Below are 19780 nucleotides of genomic sequence, written 5' to 3' on the forward strand. Positions count from 1 at the left end.
CCCGCCTTCAATTACTCGCCGGTATTCAGAGTCATCGCACTCCGGGGAACGCTCGTTCGGTCAATTCCGGCTCGCAGGCGAGAAATCAGGACACATCTCTTCCCGTCTGTGTGCCCGAGCACGCCGCGACGGCAGCATGGTCGAGCTTGAACGGCGCGAGGCGCCGCGGAGCGAGACCGTCGGAGGTGCTGGTGAATCACGCGTGGCCGCCGTCCACCTTTCTCGGCCGGTTGCGGAACGCCACACGCGAGGAACTCCTGGGCCAGGGCACGCCGATCGCCTATCCGCCCCACCGGGCGCTGCTCCAGCAGGGCGACGGGAGCCGGCACATCCTGCTGATCACGAGCGGTGTCGTGAAGGTCGTCGCCAGCTCGGAGAGCGGCTACGACATGCTGCTCGCCGTCCGCATAGCGGGTGACCTGGTCGGGGAGATGGCCGCCTTCGAGGAACGGCCCCGGTCCGGCACGGTGTTCGCGTGCAGCGACGTGACCGCGCACATCATCCAGGTGCGGACGCTGGAGACCTTCCTCGCGCGCCACCCCGACGCCATGCGGGCCATCCTGCACATGCTGTGCGCCCGGCTGCGCTGGGCCAACCGGCGCCGCGTCGACTTCCAGGCCTACGACTCGATGACCCGGCTGGCCCGGGTCCTCGCCGAGTTGTGCCAGGCCTACGCCCAGCCCGCGCCGGACGGCGACGGCAAGCGGTGCGACCTCGGCGTGACGCTCACCCAGAAGGAACTGGCCTCCCTGGCCGGACTCGCCCTCAATACGGCCGAAAAGAGCCTGGCCGCCCTGGCATCCAGGGGACTGGTGGAACGCAGTTACAGAAACATAACCATCTGTGACGTTCCGAAACTGCTGGAATTCGCCAAAGTCGTGGCCGACAACCCGTATTAGTACGGGGTTGCCTCTCGCCCCCTCTCCTAACGTCTCGTGCAGCACTTCGTGAGCGGTGTCCGCTCATGGCACGTCCAGAGAGGAATGATCGGGTGGTTGAGTGGTCCGGTTTCCGTCCGTGCGCTTGTATAGCCGTGGACGCGGAGGCCTACGGGGGAAAGAACGACCGTAGACAGTCCCAGACGCAGCACGATCTGCCGCGGATTCTCGACGCCGCCGCCAGGGGCGCCGGCCTGGACCGCGCGCAGTGGCAAATCCAGCGCAAGGGCGACGAGCAGCTCGCGGTGCGTCCCTTGGACGGCACCGAGCCGCGGCTGGTCGACGACTACTTCCGCCATCTCGTCGCCGAGTTGCGCGCGTACAACGCGCAGCGCGTACCGGAGGCGCGGATGCGGCTGCGGGCCGTCGTCCACCAGGGCCTGGTGGAACTGGCCGACAACGGCTTCGCCGGCACCGCCGTCGTGGCCACCGCACGGCTGCTGAGCGCACAGCCGCTCTACGACGCCCTGGCCGCGCACCCCCGTGCCGACCTGGCGCTGCTGCTGTCCGACGACGTCTTCCGGTCCACGGTGGCGGGCGGACACACCACCCTGTCCACCGAGGAGTTCACCCGCGAGACCGTGCGGGTGAAGGAGTACGAGGCCACGGCCTGGCTGTGGGTGCCCGTGCCCGCGGCGGCCGCACGAGAGCCCGGGACCGCGCAATGGGGGAAGCACGCGGCCCCGGCGCCGGGGGAGCCCGCGGCGGCCCGGCCGGAGCCGGCCGCCGCGGGCACGGCGGGAATCAGCAACGAGTACCGCGGAGACTCCATCAGCGTCACCAACATCGCCGGCCCGGTGGACGCCCGCGGAGCCGTCTTCGGCTTCGGGAGCGCCGGTGGCTGAGCTGCCGGTGGCGCAGATGCCGGCGGCCGAGACGACGGACACCCGGGACGGGCCCGGTGCACCGCCCGTCTCCCCGCCCGGCGCGGACGCCGAGCCGCCCGTGCCGGACGAGAGCGAGGACGACGCACCCCGGGCCGGTGACGAGGAAGCGGGCCCGCACCCGGCCCCCGCACCACGCCGGCAGCCGGACGAACGGGAGGAGGACGACCGCGGGTACGACGACCTGCGCCGCGTCCACCAACTCGTCAGCAACAACTTCTACGGCACCGTCGACGCCTCGGGAGCGGCGTTCGGCGTCGGTACCGCCTCGCCCCCCGGGCTCTCCCCGGGCACCATCGAGCCCCGGGAGGCGGACCGGACCCTGCGCTTCTTCCTGCCCACGCAGCCCTGCTTCGACGAGGCGCTGGGCCGGCTGCGGGCGGACGGACTCGTCGTACTGACCGGCCGGGACGGCTGCGGCCGCCGCGCGGCATCCCTCGCCCTGCTCAGGACCGTCCTGGGCCGGGAGGCCAGGCTGCGCAGCATGTCACCGGCCAACGCCCTGGCCCAGCTGGCGGCGTCACAGGACCTCAAGCCCGGCCAGGGCTACGTCATCCTCGACTACGCCGGTGAGTTGCCGGACCAGGCCGTGCAGGCGTACGAGGTCGGGCGGCTCGGTGAGGAACTGCGCCGCAAGGGCTCGTACCTGGTGATCACGGCGGGCGACACGACCCGAAGACGGCTGGCGCTGCGCGACCACTGCGTACCGTGGCAGGCCCCTGACCCGGTGACGCTGTTCACGCACTGCCGTGAGCACCTGCCGGCCGCCGGCCTCGACCCCGGGACCGAACAGGAACTGCTGGGGCGGGTCGGCGAGCAGCCGCGGCCGGCGGACGTCGTCGCGGCCGCGCAGGCGTTGTCCCAGGAGGGCGCCGGGAAGGCGCTGGAGACCCTGCGCGACCGGCACCGGGAACAGGTCCAGGAGCACTTCCGCACGCAGCCGTCGGCGGACGACCTGCTCCCGCTCGCCGCCCTGGCCTTCCTCGAAGGCATCCCGGAGCGGACGTTCGAGAAGGAGTGCGCCGCGCTCGCCGCCCACGTGCGCGCCTGGGAGCAGAGCGGCGAGACGCCCGTCGGTGACCCGGAGGGCGCGGCCCGGGCGCCTACGCGGACCGCGGTCGCCGAGCAGTCCCGGGCCCGCTGGAAGCAGCGGGCGGCGGGTCTCGTGACGACCGAGCACCGGCCCGGACCCGGCCGGGACGCGGGGCGCAGCGAGCGCCGCCTGGTCTTCGTCTCGCCGCGCGTGCGCGAACTCGTCATCGCCGAACTGCACGACCTGTACGGCTACGAGCTCTGGTACCCGCTGCGCCGGTGGCTCGGCGATCTCGCCCTGCGCGGCGACCTCGACACCCGCACGGAAGTGGCCAGGGGAGTCGCCCTCCTGGCCCGCTACGCGCTGGTCGAGGTCGACGAGAACCTGCTGACGGTGTGGTCCGACGGCGTCACGAGCCAGCGGGTGACCGCCGCGCTGACGCTGCAGTTCATGTGCGAGGTCGAACACCTCGCCCCGCAGGCCCTCACCATCGTCCTGGGCTGGACCGAGAACAGCGGCGCCGGACGGGCCGTGACGGCCGCCATGGCACTGACAGGCCGTCTGGGCTCGCTGTACCGCCTGGAGTCCCTCAACCGCCTGTGGCTGCTGACGCTGCGCGGCGAGCGGATCGCCTTCTCGGCCCGCCGCTCCCTGGTGCTGCTGCTGCAGACGGCCGAGCAGAGCCCCGAACGCGCCCTGTTCCTCCTGCGGTGGACCCGAACGGTGATCACCAGGACGGCACCGGCATCGAGGGAGCGCTCGATCGCGCTGCGCACCGCCGTCCAGCTCCTGGAGGCGACCCGGCTGGAGGCCGCCGAGCCGGTCACCGCCGCCCTGCTGCGCACCGTCCCCGGCAGCGCCCGTCACCTCGGGTCGCTCTGGGCGGACGTCCTGCACAGCACCAACCGGAGCCGGGCGGTCGGCGCCCTGTGCCGGACGCTGGTGCAGCTGCGGGACGACCCGTCCGTCATCGGCGCCGTGCGCGAACTCGGCGAGGCCATGCGGGACGCCATGACCGAACGTCAGTGGGCCGCCCTGTGCCACCACCTGTCCATCGCCCTGAGGCACCCCGACTACGCGATCCCCGGCGCCCGCCGGCTCGCCCAGGTGCTTCTCGGAACCCTGCGCGGACGGACGCCGGCGGATCCCAGGCGGGCCACCGCGCCCCTCATGCCCCCCACACCCTTCCCTTCCGCCCGAGGAGGCCGAAGCAAGTGAACTACCCGGTCATAGCCGAGCACATCCTGCCCACGGTCCAGGGGACCTGGTGGTCTCGGCGCCGCCGCCGTGAGGACGTGCCCCCGCTGCCGCCGGGCGCGGCGTACGTCTTCAGGATCGGCGGGAACTACCGCACCTTCCCCGAGGGCATGGTGTTCGACCCGTCCCACCCCGACGTGCTGGACGCGTCCTCGGTCAGCCTGGTCGACACCCGGGCGCGCCTGGTCGACGTGGAGCGGCCGCTGCCCTCCATGAGCGAGGCGGACAACTTCACCCTGCGGGCGTCCTTCACCTGCCAGGTGACCGACCCGACCGTCGTGGCCCGGCAGGGCGTCATCGACGTCACCGTCCCGCTGCGGGCCTACCTGCTGGGCGACAGCGACCTGCCGAGGGTGAGCGCGGGGCACCGCGTGGAGGAGATCAACGCCGTGCGCACCGAGGCCGGTCACCGCATGACGGCCTACAGCGCGATCGTGCCGCCCCGCGTCGCGGGCATGAGCGTCGAGTTCGTCAGCGCCGAGGTGCACGCCTCGGACGACCTGCGCGACTGGGAGCAGAAGCTGCGCGACGAGCGGCGCTCCTGGGAACTGCAGCAGGGACAGCGCGCCTTCGAGACCCAGGACGCGATGCGCATAGCCGAACTGCTCTCGCAGGGCTCCGACCACGTGGACGCCTTCGGTATCGCCCGCAAGGAGATCGACGTCACGCAGGTGGCGGCCCGTATCCACCGGGCCACCGACGAGGAGTCGGCCCGCCGTGACCGGGCGGAGACCACGGAACGCGCCCACGCGCAGGCGCGGGAGACGGCCGAGGCGCAGATGCGCCGCGACATGCTGCTGACGCTGCTGCGGCAGATGGGCGGCAGCGACTACGTCGACTACCACCAGGTCCTGGAGCAGGTCCTGCGCGAGACGGGCGGCCAGGCCGCACCCGGCATCGGGGCCGCCACCGACCCGTCCCGCATGGTCGGACCCGGATCGGCCCACCCCGGCCGCACCGCGGCGGGCCGGGACGGATCGCGCGAGACGGCGGGCGGGTTCGTCACGGACGAGGACGATCTCGTTGACTGACACCCTGACGAACCCCGTACAGCCCGCCGCCCCGCAGGACGGGCCTCCCGCCGGCGCCCCTCGGGACGAGGCCGTGGCCCGCACCGGACGCGGCCGGGCCTCCGCCCGCACTGCCGCCCGCCCCTTCGACGTCGACGCCGCCCGGCGGTTGCGCGCCCTGACCGGTGTCGACGAGGAACTCCTGGCCAGGGTCCGGTACGAGCGCAGCAAGTACACGGCGCTCGGCGGCGTGGTGCTCGGCACCTCCGTGATCGCGGCGTTCTCCATGTGGAACTTCGCGACCCAGGCGCTCGGCAGGGTCTCCGTCGTGGCCCTGGTGCCGACGGTCATCTGGATGCTGTTCGTCCTCAACCTCGACCGCTGGCTGGTCACTCCGCAGCCGAACGCCAGACGACGGGCCGGCCCGCTGGTCATGCGCCTGCTGATCGCGCTGCTGCTGGGCGTGGTGATCGCCGAGCCGCTGGTGCTGCGCATCTTCCAGACGGCGATCGAGGAACGCGTCGCGGACGAACGCACCGGAGCCGTCGACCGGTTGCGCACCAACCTGGTCCGCTGCAACCCCGTGCCTTCCACGACCCGGCCCGTCACACCCGAGGGGTGCGGCGGGACGTACGTCCTCTCCTTCGGGGCGACGCCCGGCGAGCGGGGCGAGGAGCTGGGCGCCCTGCGCTCGGACGCCGCCGCCCTGCAGAAGCGGGTGGACCGGGACACCACCCGGCTGGAGGCCATCGACTCCGAGGTCCGGGACGAGTGCCGCCGCCTGGTGCGCATCGCCGCGACCGGCCTCTACCAGAGGACCTCGGAATGCCGGCGCCTGCGCGACAAGGCGCAGGACTACCGGACCACGCACCGCACGAGCGAGAACGAGAAGCGGCTCGCCGGCATGCATCACCGCATCGCGCGGATCGAGGCCGAACTCACCTCCTCGCGCGGCGCGTTCCTCAAGGCCCGGGACGTCGGCATCGAGCAGCGGCTGGACGTCGAACGCGCCAAGCAGAAGGAGATCGGCGTCCTGGAACGCATCCGGGCACTCGACGAACTCGCCGGCGGCAACGCGGTGCTGTTCGCGGGCGTCTGGCTGGTCCGCCTGCTGTTCGTGCTCCTCGACATGCTTCCCGTCCTGGTGAAGTACCTCAGCGGGGAGACCGCGTACGAGCGGATGCTCAGTACCGAGAGCAACAGTGCGGTCAGGATCCACGGCGAGCAGGTCCGGATCGCCGAACGCCGGGCCCTGGCGGACCTGGAGATCGCGCAGGACGCCATCGAACAGGACGTCCGCCGCCATCGCGCCGAGTCGGAAGCGGCCTCCAGGGAGCACACGGCGGCGATGAACATCCGTGTCCGGCAGGCGGTGAACGCGCTGGAGGACGAGATCAGGAAGTCGTCGGCGGTCTGAGAGCGCCGGGGGTGACGGCGAGGAGGAGGCACACATGACCACACGTGGAGACGGCCCGGACCCGGGTCCGGACCGCACCGGACCCGACCGCGGCGCGGAACTGGCCAGGACTCTGCTGACCGAGGCCCGGGAGGAGCTGGTGCGGGCCGACAACAAGGCGGGTCTGCTACTGGCTTCCCTGGGCGCGGCCCTGACCGCCCTGCTCGGCGCGATCGGCAGCGGCGTGATCGCGCCGCGCCAGTACCCGGCCGTCCCCCAGCTCCTCCTGTGGGCCGGCTGCGCCGCCTGCGTGCCGGCCCTGGTCCTGCTGGGCCTGGCCGTGACCCCGCGGCTGGGCGACCCCCGCCGCCTGCGCACGCACTACTTCGGTGACGTACGGCTGACGATGTCGGCCGCACAACTGGAGCACACGGTCCGCCGCACCGACCCGCTCGCCCGGGACCTGAGCCAGCTGACGGTCCTCTCCCACACGGCATGGACCAAGTACCGCTGCATACGCCACGCCCTGGCCTGGGGCACGGCCTTCACCACCCTCACGCTGCTGGGCATCGTGACGGGGGCGACGGCGTAGGGCGACGACACGACGGAAACGCATCGGGCACCCGCTTCCCGGGGCGGGTGCCCGATCACGCCCGACGAGGCTCCGCAGATCTCGGTGCGGGTCAGGTGGCCGGTCGATACGATGCGCAGACCGGACGGTGTCCGGGCATGGGGGGAGAGCCGATGAGGACCACGGATCCGGACTACCCGGCGGCGATCGAGACGGCCGTGCAGATCCTGCGGAAGCGGGCCCGGCAGGGACAGACCATCACCTACGGGGAACTGAGCGCCGAGTTGACGGCAGCGGGCTTCGACTCCGTCCCGCCTCACCGCGGGGTCATGACCTACCTGCTCAAGGACGTCTGCCTGCACGACAACGACGACGGACGGGCACCGATGCTCTCGGCGATCGTGGTGAACAAGGCCAGCCGGGAGCCTTCCGGCCAGTTCTCCGCCCTTGCCCGAGGCCTGCCCTTCTCCCGACCGGCGGACTGGACCTGGCGGGACGAGCAAGAGCAGGTCTTCGCCCGGCACGCGCCCGGCGAGTGACGCGCCTGGTGCGCGAACAAAAACGCAGAAGAAACAGGTGAGGCACCTACCGCATACGGTAGGTGCCTCACCTGCTGTTTCGACTGTCGGGGTGGCGGGATTTGAACCCACGACCTCTTCGTCCCGAACGAAGCGCGCTGCCAAGCTGCGCTACACCCCGATGTCGCTGCTGTCGCGGCGACGACGTTTACTTTAGCCCACCGGTGGCTAGAGACGAAATCCGGTTTTCCCGCGGTGGCGCATGAGGGCCGGGCGGGCGTGGTCCAGGGCCACGAGGAGGAGGGCCAGGGCGTAGATGGACAGGCCCAGGAGGAGGGCGTTGCCCAGGACCCGCTTGTAGCCGTCCTGGCCGACGTCCAGGAAGGGATAGAGGTAGCGGTCGGTGGCGCCCGGGAGGAGTAGCTCGCCGCGGGCCAGGGAGAAGGCCAGGTAGGCCAGGGGGTAGAGCAGCCAGGTCGGGGCGTGGCGCAGGTGGAGGCGGCCCGGGCTGGTGAGCAGGAGCCACTCCAGTACCGCCGCGATCGGCGTCACCGTGTGGAGCGTGTGGTGCGCCAGGGCCTGCCAGCCGGCCGGGGCGGCCTCGCCCGCGAGGGAGAAGGGGCTCGCCTGGTGCGCCAGGAGCAGGTGGTGCACCAGGGACGCGAGGGCGACGTAGAGCAGGGTCGCGCCCAGGATGGAGCCCGGCAGGGGGCGGGAGGCCGTCCAGGCGCGGCGGGCCGAGAAGGCCATGACCACGGCCAGCAGGATGTTGCTCTGGACCGCGAAGAGGCTCAGGGTCCGGGTCGGGTCGCCGAGGAGCAGTTCCAGTGTCACGCCTGCCGCCGCCGCGAGGGCGATCAGCAGGCGGTAGGCCGCCGCCGCGGGGCGGCGGACCGGCGTGACGACCGCCGTCGCGGGGACGGGGGTGGGCCGGAGTGCCGGCTTGCGCGGGATCGCCGGGAGGTCCGGGATCTCCCTGGGTATCGGGGCTGTCATGCCTTCAAGCTGACAGAACCGGACAAAGGGGGCCATGTGGGCGCCGCTGTGTGGGTTACCCCCGTGGGTTCCCGCTCGGCGGGGGTAACCGCCCGACTCCGGCTACCGCCCGGTTCCGGTTCCTGCCCGGCCCCGGTTCCGGTTCCTGCCCGGCCCCGGTTCCGGTTCCTGCCCCGCCCCGGCTCCGGCCACCTGGCCCGCTCACTCCTCACTCCCGCCCCACCACCAACGACGTCCTACTCCCGCCCCACCAACGTCAGCAACGTCGCCTCCGGCGGGCACGCGAACCGTACCGGTGTGTAGCGGTTCGTGCCGCAGCCCGCCGAGACGTGGAGGTACGCCGTACGGCCCTCGGCCGTGTGCGTGGACAGGCCCTTCACCCGGTCCGTGTCCAGGTCGCAGTTGGTGACCAGCGCCCCGTAGAAGGGGATGCAGAGCTGGCCGCCGTGGGTGTGGCCGGCCAGGATCAGGGGGTAGTCGTCGGCCGTGAAGGCGTCCAGGGAGCGCAGGTACGGGGCGTGGACCACCCCCATCGAGAAGTCGGCGGAGTCCGAGGGGCCGCCGGCGACCCGCTCGTAGCGGTCCTTCTTGATGTGCGGGTCGTCCAGACCCGTCAGCTCCACCGACACGCCGTCGATCTTGAGCGTGCCGCGCGTGTTCGTCAGGTTGAGCCAGCCCGCCGAGTCGAAACCGTCCCGCAGGTCCTCCCACGGGTTGTGCACCACGCCGACGGCCGGCGCGTTGCCGTTCAGGCCGTGGCGGCCCTGGGCCTTCTCCAGCAGGTAGCGGGCGGGGTTGCGCAGCTTGGGGCCGTAGTAGTCGTTGGAGCCGAAGACGTACGCGCCGGGGAAGTCCATCAGGGGGCCGAGCGCGTCCAGGACCTCCGGGACGCCCTCCGGGTCGGAGAGGTTGTCGCCCGTGTTGATCACGAAGTCGGGGCGCAGGCCGGCCAGGGACCGCAGCCAGCGCTGCTTCTTGCGCTGGCCGCCGACCATGTGGATGTCCGAGACCTGGAGCACGCGCAGCGGACGCATCCCCGGGGGCAGGACCGGCACCGTGACCCGGCGGAGGCGGAAGGAGCGGGCCTCGAAGCCCGCCGCGTACAACACACCGGCGGCACCAGCCGCCGCGATTCCCAGGGGCACTCCGTATCGCGCACGCATACGACCATCGTGTCAGACCGCGCGGGATGCCCGCGTCCGGCGGTGCGTGAAATGGCCCGTCCGCACCGGCCCTTGTGCCGCCGCCCGGTAAATGGAGGGGCGTCCTTCCCGCCGCACCTGCGACAATCGACCCCATGACCACGCTCAAGTCGAAGCTGCAGGATGACCTCAACGCCGCGATCAAGGAGCGCGACGAGCTCCGCTCCGCGACGCTCCGGCTGACGCTCGCCGCGATCACCAAGGAGGAGGTCGCGGGCAAGGAGAAGCGCGAGCTCTCCGACGACGAGGTGCAGAAGGTGATCACCCGCGAGGCGAAGAAGCGGCGCGAGGCGGCCGAGGCCTTCGCGCAGGGTGGTCGTGCGGAGCAGGCCGAGCGGGAGAAGGCGGAGGGCGAGGTGCTCGCCGGCTACCTGCCGAAGCAGCTGTCCGACGAGGAGCTCCAGCAGATCGTGGCGCAGGCCGTCGAGGAGGCGAAGGCGGCCGGTGCGGAGGGGCCGCGGGCCATGGGAGCGGTCATGAAGATCGTGAACCCGAAGGTGGCGGGCCAGGCCGAGGGCGGCCGGGTCGCCGCCGCGGTGAAGAAGCTGCTGGCCGGCTGACCGCGCCGGCCTTCCGGGACGGCCCGGTCTTCTCGTCCGAACGACGGAAGTGGCCCCCTGCCGACCATGCGGTCGGCAGGGGGCCACTTCCGTCCGGTCATCGGGCCGGGTCAGCCGAACCGGCCGCCGTTGCCGTTGCCGCCGCCGTTGTCCTGCCCCCGGAAGAAGCCCTCCGGGATGGAGAACGACGGGGACGGGAAGGGCTCTCCGCCGCCCGAGCCCCCGTTGTTGTTGCCGCCGACCAGGCCGCCGATGAAGCCGTCGCCGCCGCCGCCACCGCCGTTGTCGCCGTTGTTCCCGTCGTCGCCCCCGTCGTCGCCGTCGCCGTCGTCGCCACCGTCGCCGCGGTCACGGTCGATGCCGTCGGGGATGTCGACCGAGTTGAACTGCTCGACGGGCTTGCCCTCCAGCGCGCCGGACATCATGTCGCGCCAGATCGGGCCGGGGACCTCACCGCCGAAGACCTTGGAGTGCGGGCGGCCGCCGATGGTGATGTTGATCATCTTCCGCTTGTGCGCGGGGTCGCCGACCCAGACCGCGCCGGCCATGTTCGGCGTGTAGCCCACGAACCAGGCCGCGTAGCGCTCGTCCGTCGTACCCGTCTTGCCCGCGCTGGGGCGGCCGTCCAGGCCCGCCTTCGAACCCGTGCCGTCCTCGACGACGCCCTTCAGCAGCTCGTTGATCGTGTCGGCGGTCTGCTCCGACATGGCGCGTGAGCACGTCGACTTCGGGACCTCGAGCTTCTTGGACGCGTTACCGACCCGCTGGCTGACCGACTCGATGGCGACCGGCGTGCAGTACATGCCGCGCGAGGCGAAGGTCGCGTACGCGTTCGCCATGGTCAGCGGGGACATCTCCTGCGTGCCGAGGGCGATGGAGGGCACCTGCGGCATCTTGTCGCCGTCGGCCCGCACGACGCCCATCTTCTTCGCCATGGTCGTCACCGGGCAGATGCCGATGTCGCTGATCATCTGCACGTAGTAGGTGTTGACCGACTTGGCGGTCGCCTCCTTCATGTCGTACGGACCGACCTCGGACTCGTTCTCGTTCTCCAGCCGGGCGGGGTTGCCCCGGTCGTTCTGCCAGGTCTTGCCGTCGCAGGCCGAGACCGGCGACGGGTAGGCCATCTGGTACGGCGCCGAGTACACCTTGTTCGCCGGCATGCCGTCGTCGAGCGCGGCCGCGGCCACGATCGGCTTGAACGTCGAACCGGGCTGGTAGCCCATGCCGCCGCCCATCGACTGGTCGACGGAGAGGTTGATCTGCGTCTCGTTCTTCTTGAAGCCGTACGGACGCGACTGGCCCATGGCGAGGACCTTGCCGGTGCCGGGCTGGACGACGGTGGCGGCCGTGGCCACCTCGTCGCTCTTGTAGACGTGGTCCTTGATGGAGCGCTGGGCGGCGTCCTGGGCCTGCGGGTCCATCGTCGTGCGGATGGTCAGGCCGCCCTGGTTCCAGATCTTCGCCCGGGCCTCCTTGGACTTGCCGAAGACCGGGTCCGTCAGGAAGACCTCGCGCACGTAGTCGCAGAAGAAGCCCGCGCCCTTGACCGCCGTGATGCAGCCGTTCCTGGGCTTGCTGACCTTCAGGCCGAGCGGGGCCTTCATCGCCTCGGCGGCCTGGGCCCGGGAGATGTCGCCGACCTCGGCCATGCGGCGCAGCACGATGTTGCGGCGCTTGGTGGCCTCGGCCTCGTCGTTGACCGGGTCGTAGCGGCTGGGCGACTGGACGATGCCGGCGAGGAGGGCCGCCTCCTGGACGTTCAGGTCCTTGGCCGGCTTGGAGAAGTAACGCCGGGCCGCGGCCTCGACGCCGTAGGCCTGCTGCCCGAAGAACGTGATGTTCAGGTAGTTCTCGAGGATCTTCTTCTTGCCCAGCTCCTCCTCGACCTGGATCGCGTACTTGAGTTCGCGGATCTTGCGGCCGATGGTCTGCTGGGTGGCCTGCGCGACCTTCGTCGGGTCGTCGCCCGCCTCCTCGACGAAGACGTTCTTCACGTACTGCTGGGTCAGCGTCGAGGCGCCCTGGGCGACCTCACCGCTGCGCGCGTTCTTGTTGAGGGCGCGCAGCACGCCCTTCAGGTCGACCGCGCCGTGCTGGTAGAAGCGCGAGTCCTCGATCGCGACGATCGCCTTCTGCATGTAGGGCGACACGTCCTTGAGGGGGACCACCGTGCGGTCGCGCGAGTAGACGGTGGCGATCTGGCCGCCGTCCGCGTCGAGGATGGTGGTGCGCTGACTCAGGGGCGGCGTCTTGAGGTTGGCCGGGAGCTCGTCGAAGCTTTCGACGGATCCTTTCGCCGCCAGCCCCAGCGCACCCACCGCGGGCAGCGCGATGCCGGCCAGCACGGCTCCCGCGAGGACACTGACACCGAGGAACTTGGCGGCCTGCTGCGTGGGAGACAGACCACCGCCCGAGCGCTTCTTTGGCATGAGGGCAGCCTACGTTCTCATTCGCCGGACAGGCGTATATGCCTTGGCCTAAGCTGCTGCCAACTGTCACAGCAGTGGGGCCACGTATCAATACGTCCGGCGACCCCGAATCGTTCCGGGTGTTCCCCGACTTTTTTGGTGGGGTCGTGTCCGAATCCGCCTTGTGTGTCACACGGCGCCCGTTGTGACGCAACTGAACTGTCCCGTTTTGACGGGAAAGTTCTGTATGTCGCCACCTCACTCCCCCGGGTGATCTGCCGCTTACCCATAGTCCGTTCGGACCATTCAAGATTGGGCCCGCTGGGGGTGTTGCACTGTGCCCACCTTCCGTAACGTCCTCAACTGGCGGCGGTGAATATGCCGCTGCCGCCGTGGGGGAGCCTCGATTCGGGAGAGGACGGCGCCGGTATGGGCTGGGTAACCGACTGGAGTGCGCAGGCGGCCTGCCGCACTACCGATCCGGATGAACTGTTCGTTCAAGGAGCAGCGCAGAACAGGGCCAAGGCGGTGTGCACCGGATGTCCGGTGCGTACGGAGTGCCTGGCCGACGCGCTGGACAACCGCGTCGAGTTCGGCGTGTGGGGAGGCATGACGGAGCGGGAGCGCCGTGCGCTGTTGCGCAGGCGGCCCACGGTGACCTCCTGGCGCCGGTTGCTGGAGACCGCGCGCTCGGAGTACGAGCGTGGCACGGGTGTCGTGCCCCTCGACGACGACGAGATCTACGAGAACTACGCGGCGGTGAGCTGAGCTCCTCCGGGAGCCCCGCAGGTCCGAGGGCCCTTCACGGGCCCTTCGCCATCACCGTCTCCGGAGACCCCCATCACCGTCTCCGGAGGCCACCACCACCGTCTCCGGAGGTCGTCACCGTCACCGGAGACGTCACCGGAGCCGGGACGGACGGACCGTGGTCACACGGACCGTGGTCAGGCGGTCGCCTCGGGCTGCACGTCCGGGTCGGGCAGCTCGCGCTCGTCGGCCGCGAGACGGTCGCCGATGGCGCGCAGGCCCGCGAGGTCGTGCACATCGCCGGGCAGCGCGGCCACTTCCGTCACGGCCACCTCGGGGTGGAGCGCGGTGAAGCGGTCACGCGTGCGCTGCTCACGGGAGAGCAATTGCATGCGATCGGCGTGCAGCCGCAACAGGCCGGCCGTGAGCTGGTCGACGGACCGCTCGCTGCCCTCGGCGCTGTCCTCGGCGTGCTCGGTCTCCTCGGCGTCTTCGGTGGGGGAGCCACCCTCGGGAGCCGATGCCGGAGTCCGGGCTGGTGTGCCGGGCGTGGGAGAGTCTGAACTGTTGTGTGTGTCGGGGGAGTTACGAAGTAGTGCTTTCCCGTCCTCCTGATCCACAATGCGGGGCTCTTCAAGATTTTCCGCGGCGGCGAGTGCCCGCTCGGCCGACAGCCGGTCGGCGCCGCTGCCGTGCACCCGGTTGAGCACCAGACCGGCCAGCGGCATGTCCTCCGCGGCCAGGCGCTCCACGAAGTAGGCGGCCTCGCGCAGCGCGTCCCGCTCCGGGGCCGCGACCACGAGGAACGCCGTGCCGGGCGCCTGGAGCAGCTTGTACGTCGCGTCCGCGCGCGTGCGGAAGCCGCCGAAGGTGGTGTCCATCGCCGACACGAACGTCTGGACGTCCTTCAGGAGCTGACCGCCCAGCAGCTTGCCGAGGGTGCCGGTCATCATCGACATCCCGACGTTCAGGAACTTCATGCCCGCGCGGCCGCCCAGCTTCGCCGGGGCCGTCAGCAGCCGGATCAGCCGGCCGTCCAGGAACGACCCGAGCCGCTTGGGCGCGTCCAGGAAGTCCAGCGCCGAGCGCGAGGGCGGGGTGTCGACGACGATGAGGTCCCACTCGTCCCGGGCGCGCAGCTGCCCGAGCTTCTCCATCGCCATGTACTCCTGCGTGCCCGCGAAGCCCGCCGAGAGCGACTGGTAGAAGGGGTTGCCCAGGATCGCGGCCGCCCGCTCGCGGTCCGCGTGCGCCTCGACGATCTCGTCGAAGGTGCGCTTCATGTCGAGCATCATCGCGTGCAGCTCGCCGCCCGCGGTGTCGTCGATGCCCTTCACCCGGCGCGGGGTGTTGTCCAGCGAGTCGATGCCCATGGACTGGGCGAGCCGACGGGCCGGGTCGATGGTCAGGACGACCACCTTGCGGCCCCGCTCGGCGGCGCGCAGCCCCAGGGCGGCGGCCGTCGTGGTCTTGCCGACGCCGCCCGAGCCGCAGCACACCACGATCCGTGTCTTCGCGTCCTCCAGCAGCGGATCGACGTCGAGCACGCGCGCGGGAGCGAGGCGGGGGCGGGCCGCCTCGTGCGCGTGGGCCGGGTCCGGACGGCTCATGACATCCCCTGCTTCCGACTCGTGACGGGCCTTGACCGTGCACCCTGATGGTTCCGACTCGTGACGGGCCTCGCCTGTGCACCCCGGCTCATGACACGCCCTGCCCGCGCAGCTCACGGGCGAGGGCGTACAGCCCCGCCAGGTCCATGCCCTCGGCGAACAACGGCAGTTCGTGCAGCGGCAGGCCCAGCTCCGTGAGGACCGCGCGCTGCTCGTGCTCCAGCGCGTACCGCTCGGCGTACTCCTCGGCCTGCCTGAGCAGCGGGTCCACCAGCCGCTCGGCGTGCCCGCCGCGCCGCGCCCCGCCGAGCCCCGCGGACGACAGGGACCGCGCGACCATGGAACGCGGGACCGTCCGGACGAGTTCCAGGTCGGCCGCGTCCAGCACCTCCGGCCGCACCATGTTCACGATGACCCGCCCCACCGGCAGCCGGGCGGACCGCAGCTCGGCGATGCCGTCCGCGGTCTCCTGGACGGGCATCTCCTCCAGCAGGGTGACCAGGTGCACGGCCGTCTGCGGCGACTTCAGCACCCGCATCACGGCCTGCGCCTGATTGTGTATCGGGCCGATCCTGGCCAGCCCCGCCACCTCGTCGTTCACGTTCAGGAAGCGGGTGATGCGCCCGGTGGGCGGGGCGTCCATGACGACGTAGTCGTACACGAACCGGCCGCCGCGGTCCTTGCGCCGCACCGCCTCGCAGGCCTTGCCGGTCAGGAGCACGTCCCTCAGGCCGGGCGCGATGGTGGTGGCGAAGTCGATCGCGCCGAGCTTCTTCAGGGCCCGCCCGGCGCTGCCCAGTTTGTAGAACATCTGGAGGTAGTCCAGAAGGGCCAGTTCGGGGTCGATGGCGAGTGCGTACACCTCCCCGCCCCCGGGAGCGACGGCGATCTTCCGCTCCTCATAAGGCAGCGCTTCGGTCTCGAAGAGCTGCGCGATGCCCTGACGGCCCTCGACCTCGACGAGAAGCGTCCGCTTCCCCTCCGTGGCCAGGGCCAGCGCTAGGGCCGCGGCCACCGTGGTCTTGCCGGTACCGCCCTTGCCGCTGACGACCTGGAGCCTGCTCACGTATTCGAGCCTAACCAGTCCGCGCCCCGGCTACGCGGGAGGCTGTGGACAACCCGTGCCGGGGCCCGCCCCGGACCGCGGCCGTGACCCCGTTCGGACAGGGGCTAAAGTCGGCCGCATGACCAAGTGGGAATACGCAACCGTGCCGCTGCTCGTCCACGCCACGAAGCAGATTCTGGACACCTGGGGCGAGGACGGCTGGGAGCTCGTCCAGGTCGTGCCCGGGCCGAACAACCCCGAGCAGCTCGTCGCCTACCTGAAGCGGGAGAAGCAGTAGTGGGCGCCGTCGAGGCGCGGCTGGCCGAGCTCGGCCTGCCCCTGCCCGACGTGGTCCCGCCGCTCGCCGCGTACCAGCCGGCCGTGCAGTCCGGCCCGTACGTCTACACCGCCGGGCAGCTCCCGATGGTGGACGGCAAGCTTCCGGTCACCGGCAAGGTCGGCGCCGAGGTCACCGCGGAGGAGGCCAAGGAGCTGGCGCGCACCTGTGCGCTGAACGCCCTGGCCGCCGTCAAGTCCGTCGCCGGTGACCTGGACCGCATCGCGCGCGTGGTGAAGGTCGTCGGCTTCGTCGCCTCGGCCTCGGACTTCACCGGCCAGCCCGGCGTGCTGAACGGCGCGAGCGAGCTGCTCGGCGAGGTCCTCGGCGACAAGGGCGTGCACGCGCGCAGCGCGGTCGGCGTGGCGGTGCTGCCGCTGGACGCGCCGGTGGAGGTCGAGATCCAGGTGGAGCTCGCGTAACCCCTTTCCGGCGGTCCCAGCTGCGGAATCCGCCCCGGGGGCCACTCGAACATCCGCCCGTCACGGGATAGCCTCGCGCCCATGGCGAACGGTCAGTGGTACCCCCCGGAGTGGCCGGACCGCATCCGCGCGCTCGCGGCCGGCACCCTCACTCCGGTGACCCCCAGGCGCGCGGCCACCGTCATGCTCCTGAAGGACACCGGCAGCGGCCCGGTCGTCCACATGCTGCGCCGACGCGCCTCCATGGCCTTCGCCGGAGGCGCGTACGCGTACCCGGGCGGCGGTGTCGACCCGCGTGACGACGATCACCACGTCCGCTGGGCGGGCCCCACGCGCGCGTGGTGGGCGAAGCGGCTCGGCGTCGACGAGACGGCGGCCCAGGCGATCGTCTGCGCTGCCGTACGGGAGACGTACGAGGAGGCGGGCGTACTGCTCGCCGGCCCGGCGCCCGATGAGGTCGTCGGAGACACCACCGGCACCGGCTGGGAGGCGGACCGGGCCGCCCTGGTGGCGCGGGAGCTGTCCTTCGCCGAGTTCCTGGACCGCCGCGGGCTGGTCCTGCGCTCGGACCTGCTCGGCGCCTGGACCCGCTGGATCACGCCCGAGTTCGAGGCCCGCCGCTACGACACCTGGTTCTTCGTGGCCGCCCTGCCCGAGGGGCAGCGCACCCGCAACGCCTCCACGGAGGCCGACCGCACGGTGTGGATCGCCCCGCGCGAGGCGGCCGCCGGGTACGACAGGGGCGAGCTGCTGATGATGCCGCCGACCATCTCGACCCTGCGCCAGCTGACGGCGTACGGGACGGCCGCCGAGGTCCTCGCGGCGGCTGCGGGCCGTGACCTCGCTCCCGTCCTGGCCGGTGCGCGCCTGGTGGACGGCGAGATCGTGCTCTCCTGGCCCGGCCACGACGAGTTCACCCAGCACATCCCGAACGCCCCGACCGGTGGAGCCCCCGCATGACGGACGCAGCAGCCCTTCCCGGCCGGCCCCGCGGCGGGGTCCTCACCGGTCCCGCCACCGCCCGGGCCGTCAACGTCCTCGCCCCGAACCCGTCGGCGATGACCCTGGACGGCACGAACACCTGGATCCTGTCCGAGCCGGACTCGGACCTCGCCGTCGTGGTCGACCCGGGCCCGCTGGACGAGGGGCACCTGCGCCAGGTCGTCAGCACGGCCGAGCGGGCGGGCAAGCGCATCGCCCTGACCCTGCTGACCCACGGCCACCCCGACCACGCGGCCGGCGCCGCCCTGTTCGCCGAACTGACCGGCACGCGCGTGCGGGCGCTCGACCCGGCGCTGCGGCTGGGCGACGAGGGCCTGGCCGCCGGTGACGTGATCACCACCGGCGGTCTGGAACTGCGCGTCGTCCCCACCCCCGGCCACACCTCGGACTCCCTCTGCTTCCACATCCCCGCCGACCGCGCGGTCCTGACCGGCGACACGGTCCTGGGCCGCGGCACCACGGTCGTGGCCCACCCGGACGGCCGTCTCGGCGACTACCTGGACTCCCTGCGCCGCCTGAGGTCCCTCACGGTCGACGACGGCGTCCACACCGTGCTGCCGGGCCACGGACCGGTCCTGGAGGACGCCCAGGGCGTCGTCGAGTACTACCTCGCCCACCGCGCCACCCGCCTCGCCCAGGTCGAGACGGCCGTCGAGGACGGCCACCGCACCGCGGCCGAGGTCGTCGCCCACGTCTACGCCGACGTCGACCGCTCCCTGTGGCCCGCGGCGGAGCTGTCGGTGCGGGCGCAGATGGAGTACCTGGAGGAGCACGGGCTCATCTAGGCCCGGTCGGCCGCGCGGCCTCACCGGCCCGGGCGGAGCGCCCGGCCAGGACCAGCGGCCAGGAACCAAGCGGCCAGGACCAGCGGCCAGGGCAAGCGGCCGAGACCAACGGTCAGGACCGGCGGTCAGGACCAGCCGGGCGGCCGGGGCGCTTTGACGCTGTGCACGCGCGCGTACTCCCCGGCGACCCAGGGCCCGAGATCGTCGACGTACGTCCCGAGCACGGCGGCGTCCCCCGTCGGCTCCCGGCCCAGCACGGCAGCGGCCCGCAGCTGCGCTGCACGCTCCGGGTAGTACCCGGCGAACGCCTCCGCCATCTCCGCCAGCTCACTGGTCCAGCCGTTCCAGCGGGGCATGACGAGGGTGAAGCCGGTGCGGACGAGGTGCCGGGACAGGGAACGGACCAGCGGGCGGCGGGCCTCGGCCGTGTCCTCCGCCTCGGCGATCCGCCGGCGCCAGCGGGGCAGCAGCAGGTGCAGATCGCCGTTGGTCTCGCGGGCCAGCAGCGAGTCCGGGCGATAGCGCGGCAACCGCGCCGCCAGGTCCTCGCCCAGCAGCGGTGTGCACAGACAGGCGACGAACCAGCCCAGGTCGTACCGCTCCAGGTCGCTCAGCAGCCGCGCCCGGCTGAACAGCAGCGTGCCGACCCCGTCGATCTGCTCGAACTCCCCGTCCAGCGCCGCGCCGAGCGCGAGGGCGTCGGCCCGGTCCGCCTCGGTCGGCTCCTGGCGCAGGGCGAGCAGCAGGTCGAGGTCGCTGCGGCCCACGCGCGCGGTGCCGCGCGGGACGGACCCGTAGAGGTAGGCGCTGTGCAGCCGCCGCCCGAACACCTCCGTCAGGCGCTTGGTGGTCGTGTCGACGACCGCGCGGAAGGGGCGGGGCACGCGCGCCAGGGAGCCCTCCCGGGTGAGGAAGCCCCGCGCGTCCAGTCCGGGGCGGGAGAGCGTGCTGCCGGTCATACGGTCACTCCGGCCCGAACGGGGCGTCCGGCGCCGCCGGTTTCCCGGGGGCGCGCACGACGTCGGGCCCCGTCTCCCGGAGGAACGGGGCCCGATG

Annotated in this window: 19 protein-coding genes and 1 tRNA gene; 13 read left to right on the forward strand and 7 right to left on the reverse strand. The window is 71.9% G+C overall.

The window, feature by feature from the left end; translation table 11 throughout:
- Positions 1-230 precede the first annotated feature (230 nt).
- The 7 genes from ACPXCS_RS05880 to ACPXCS_RS05910 all read left to right on the forward strand — a co-directional run bounded on the left by ACPXCS_RS05880 (position 231) and on the right by ACPXCS_RS05910 (position 7628).
- The gene (locus ACPXCS_RS05880; RefSeq protein ID WP_425943851.1) at positions 231-899 is read left to right on the forward strand and encodes a Crp/Fnr family transcriptional regulator; all 669 of its coding nucleotides are present in this window, start codon (positions 231-233) and stop codon (positions 897-899) included.
- 134 nt (positions 900-1033) lie between these two features.
- Positions 1034-1783 carry a hypothetical protein gene (locus ACPXCS_RS05885; RefSeq protein WP_425943849.1) on the forward strand — a complete coding sequence of 250 codons (750 nt, stop codon included), beginning with the start codon at positions 1034-1036 and terminating at the stop codon, positions 1781-1783.
- Entirely contained in the window at positions 1776-4073 is a 2298-nt protein-coding gene (locus ACPXCS_RS05890; RefSeq protein WP_425943847.1) for a hypothetical protein, read from the forward strand. Before ACPXCS_RS05885 ends, ACPXCS_RS05890 begins: the two co-directional genes overlap by 8 nt.
- A complete protein-coding gene (locus ACPXCS_RS05895) occupies positions 4070-5143 on the forward strand; it encodes a hypothetical protein (RefSeq protein ID WP_425943845.1) in 1074 nt (357 codons plus the stop codon). Before ACPXCS_RS05890 ends, ACPXCS_RS05895 begins: the two co-directional genes overlap by 4 nt.
- Positions 5136-6539 (forward strand): DUF4407 domain-containing protein, encoded by a 1404-nt coding sequence (locus ACPXCS_RS05900; protein WP_425943843.1) that lies wholly within the window; start codon positions 5136-5138, stop codon positions 6537-6539. The genes ACPXCS_RS05895 and ACPXCS_RS05900 overlap by 8 nt, the downstream gene beginning before the upstream one ends.
- A gap of 34 nt (positions 6540-6573) precedes the next feature.
- Positions 6574-7110 carry a Pycsar system effector family protein gene (locus ACPXCS_RS05905; RefSeq protein WP_425943841.1) on the forward strand — a complete coding sequence of 179 codons (537 nt, stop codon included), beginning with the start codon at positions 6574-6576 and terminating at the stop codon, positions 7108-7110.
- Positions 7111-7262: 152 nt separating this feature from the next.
- Entirely contained in the window at positions 7263-7628 is a 366-nt protein-coding gene (locus ACPXCS_RS05910; protein WP_425943839.1) for a hypothetical protein, read from the forward strand.
- Positions 7629-7714: 86 nt separating this feature from the next.
- Here the strand turns inward: ACPXCS_RS05910 and ACPXCS_RS05915 are convergent.
- The 3 genes from ACPXCS_RS05915 to ACPXCS_RS05925 all read right to left on the reverse strand — a co-directional run bounded on the left by ACPXCS_RS05915 (position 7715) and on the right by ACPXCS_RS05925 (position 9766).
- Positions 7715-7788 (reverse strand) — tRNA-Pro (locus ACPXCS_RS05915).
- Positions 7789-7835: 47 nt separating this feature from the next.
- Positions 7836-8603 (reverse strand): Pr6Pr family membrane protein, encoded by a 768-nt coding sequence (locus tag ACPXCS_RS05920; RefSeq protein ID WP_425943837.1) that lies wholly within the window; start codon positions 8601-8603, stop codon positions 7836-7838.
- 236 nt (positions 8604-8839) lie between these two features.
- On the reverse strand, positions 8840-9766 hold the full coding sequence (locus ACPXCS_RS05925; RefSeq protein WP_425943835.1) for a metallophosphoesterase: 927 nt from the start codon (positions 9764-9766) through the stop codon (positions 8840-8842).
- A gap of 134 nt (positions 9767-9900) precedes the next feature.
- Between ACPXCS_RS05925 and ACPXCS_RS05930 the strand changes: the two genes are divergently transcribed.
- Complete coding sequence (locus ACPXCS_RS05930) at positions 9901-10365, forward strand: GatB/YqeY domain-containing protein (RefSeq protein WP_425943833.1); 465 nt, start codon at positions 9901-9903, stop codon at positions 10363-10365.
- A 110-nt stretch (positions 10366-10475) separates the two neighbouring features.
- On the opposite strand, the gene ACPXCS_RS05935 is transcribed toward ACPXCS_RS05930, so the two are convergent.
- Positions 10476-12797, reverse strand: coding sequence for a transglycosylase domain-containing protein (locus tag ACPXCS_RS05935; RefSeq protein WP_425943831.1), 2322 nt, complete (start codon positions 12795-12797; stop codon positions 10476-10478).
- A gap of 408 nt (positions 12798-13205) precedes the next feature.
- Here ACPXCS_RS05935 and wblA point away from each other — a divergent pair, with 408 nt between their 5' ends.
- Positions 13206-13544: a transcriptional regulator WblA gene (gene wblA, locus ACPXCS_RS05940; RefSeq protein ID WP_425943829.1), complete on the forward strand. Its 339-nt coding sequence runs from the start codon at positions 13206-13208 to the stop codon at positions 13542-13544.
- 176 nt (positions 13545-13720) lie between these two features.
- Here the strand turns inward: wblA and ACPXCS_RS05945 are convergent, their stop codons facing one another.
- Both ACPXCS_RS05945 and ACPXCS_RS05950 read right to left on the reverse strand, forming a co-directional pair.
- Positions 13721-15133 (reverse strand): ArsA family ATPase, encoded by a 1413-nt coding sequence (locus ACPXCS_RS05945; RefSeq protein ID WP_425943827.1) that lies wholly within the window; start codon positions 15131-15133, stop codon positions 13721-13723.
- An 88-nt stretch (positions 15134-15221) separates the two neighbouring features.
- The gene (locus ACPXCS_RS05950) at positions 15222-16199 is read right to left on the reverse strand and encodes an ArsA family ATPase (RefSeq protein WP_425943825.1); all 978 of its coding nucleotides are present in this window, start codon (positions 16197-16199) and stop codon (positions 15222-15224) included.
- 118 nt (positions 16200-16317) lie between these two features.
- On the opposite strand from ACPXCS_RS05950, the gene ACPXCS_RS05955 reads away from it, so the two are divergent.
- From ACPXCS_RS05955 to ACPXCS_RS05970, 4 genes are all read left to right on the forward strand, one after another.
- Positions 16318-16476, forward strand: coding sequence for a DUF4177 domain-containing protein (locus ACPXCS_RS05955; RefSeq protein ID WP_003991873.1), 159 nt, complete (start codon positions 16318-16320; stop codon positions 16474-16476).
- The gene (locus tag ACPXCS_RS05960) at positions 16476-16937 is read left to right on the forward strand and encodes a RidA family protein (RefSeq protein ID WP_425943823.1); all 462 of its coding nucleotides are present in this window, start codon (positions 16476-16478) and stop codon (positions 16935-16937) included. Before ACPXCS_RS05955 ends, ACPXCS_RS05960 begins: the two co-directional genes overlap by 1 nt.
- 81 nt (positions 16938-17018) lie before the next feature.
- Complete coding sequence (locus tag ACPXCS_RS05965) at positions 17019-17897, forward strand: NUDIX hydrolase (RefSeq protein ID WP_425943821.1); 879 nt, start codon at positions 17019-17021, stop codon at positions 17895-17897.
- Positions 17894-18724, forward strand: a complete 831-nt coding sequence (locus tag ACPXCS_RS05970; protein WP_425943819.1) for an MBL fold metallo-hydrolase — start codon at positions 17894-17896, stop codon at positions 18722-18724. Before ACPXCS_RS05965 ends, ACPXCS_RS05970 begins: the two co-directional genes overlap by 4 nt.
- Positions 18725-18849: 125 nt before the next feature.
- On the opposite strand, the gene ACPXCS_RS05975 is transcribed toward ACPXCS_RS05970, so the two are convergent.
- On the reverse strand, positions 18850-19683 hold the full coding sequence (locus ACPXCS_RS05975; RefSeq protein ID WP_425943817.1) for a nucleotidyltransferase: 834 nt from the start codon (positions 19681-19683) through the stop codon (positions 18850-18852).
- Positions 19684-19780 lie beyond the last annotated feature (97 nt).

Origin of the sequence: Streptomyces sp. DT190, assembly GCF_049846985.1 — a bacterium.
Classification (GTDB): Bacteria; Actinomycetota; Actinomycetes; order Streptomycetales; family Streptomycetaceae; genus Streptomyces.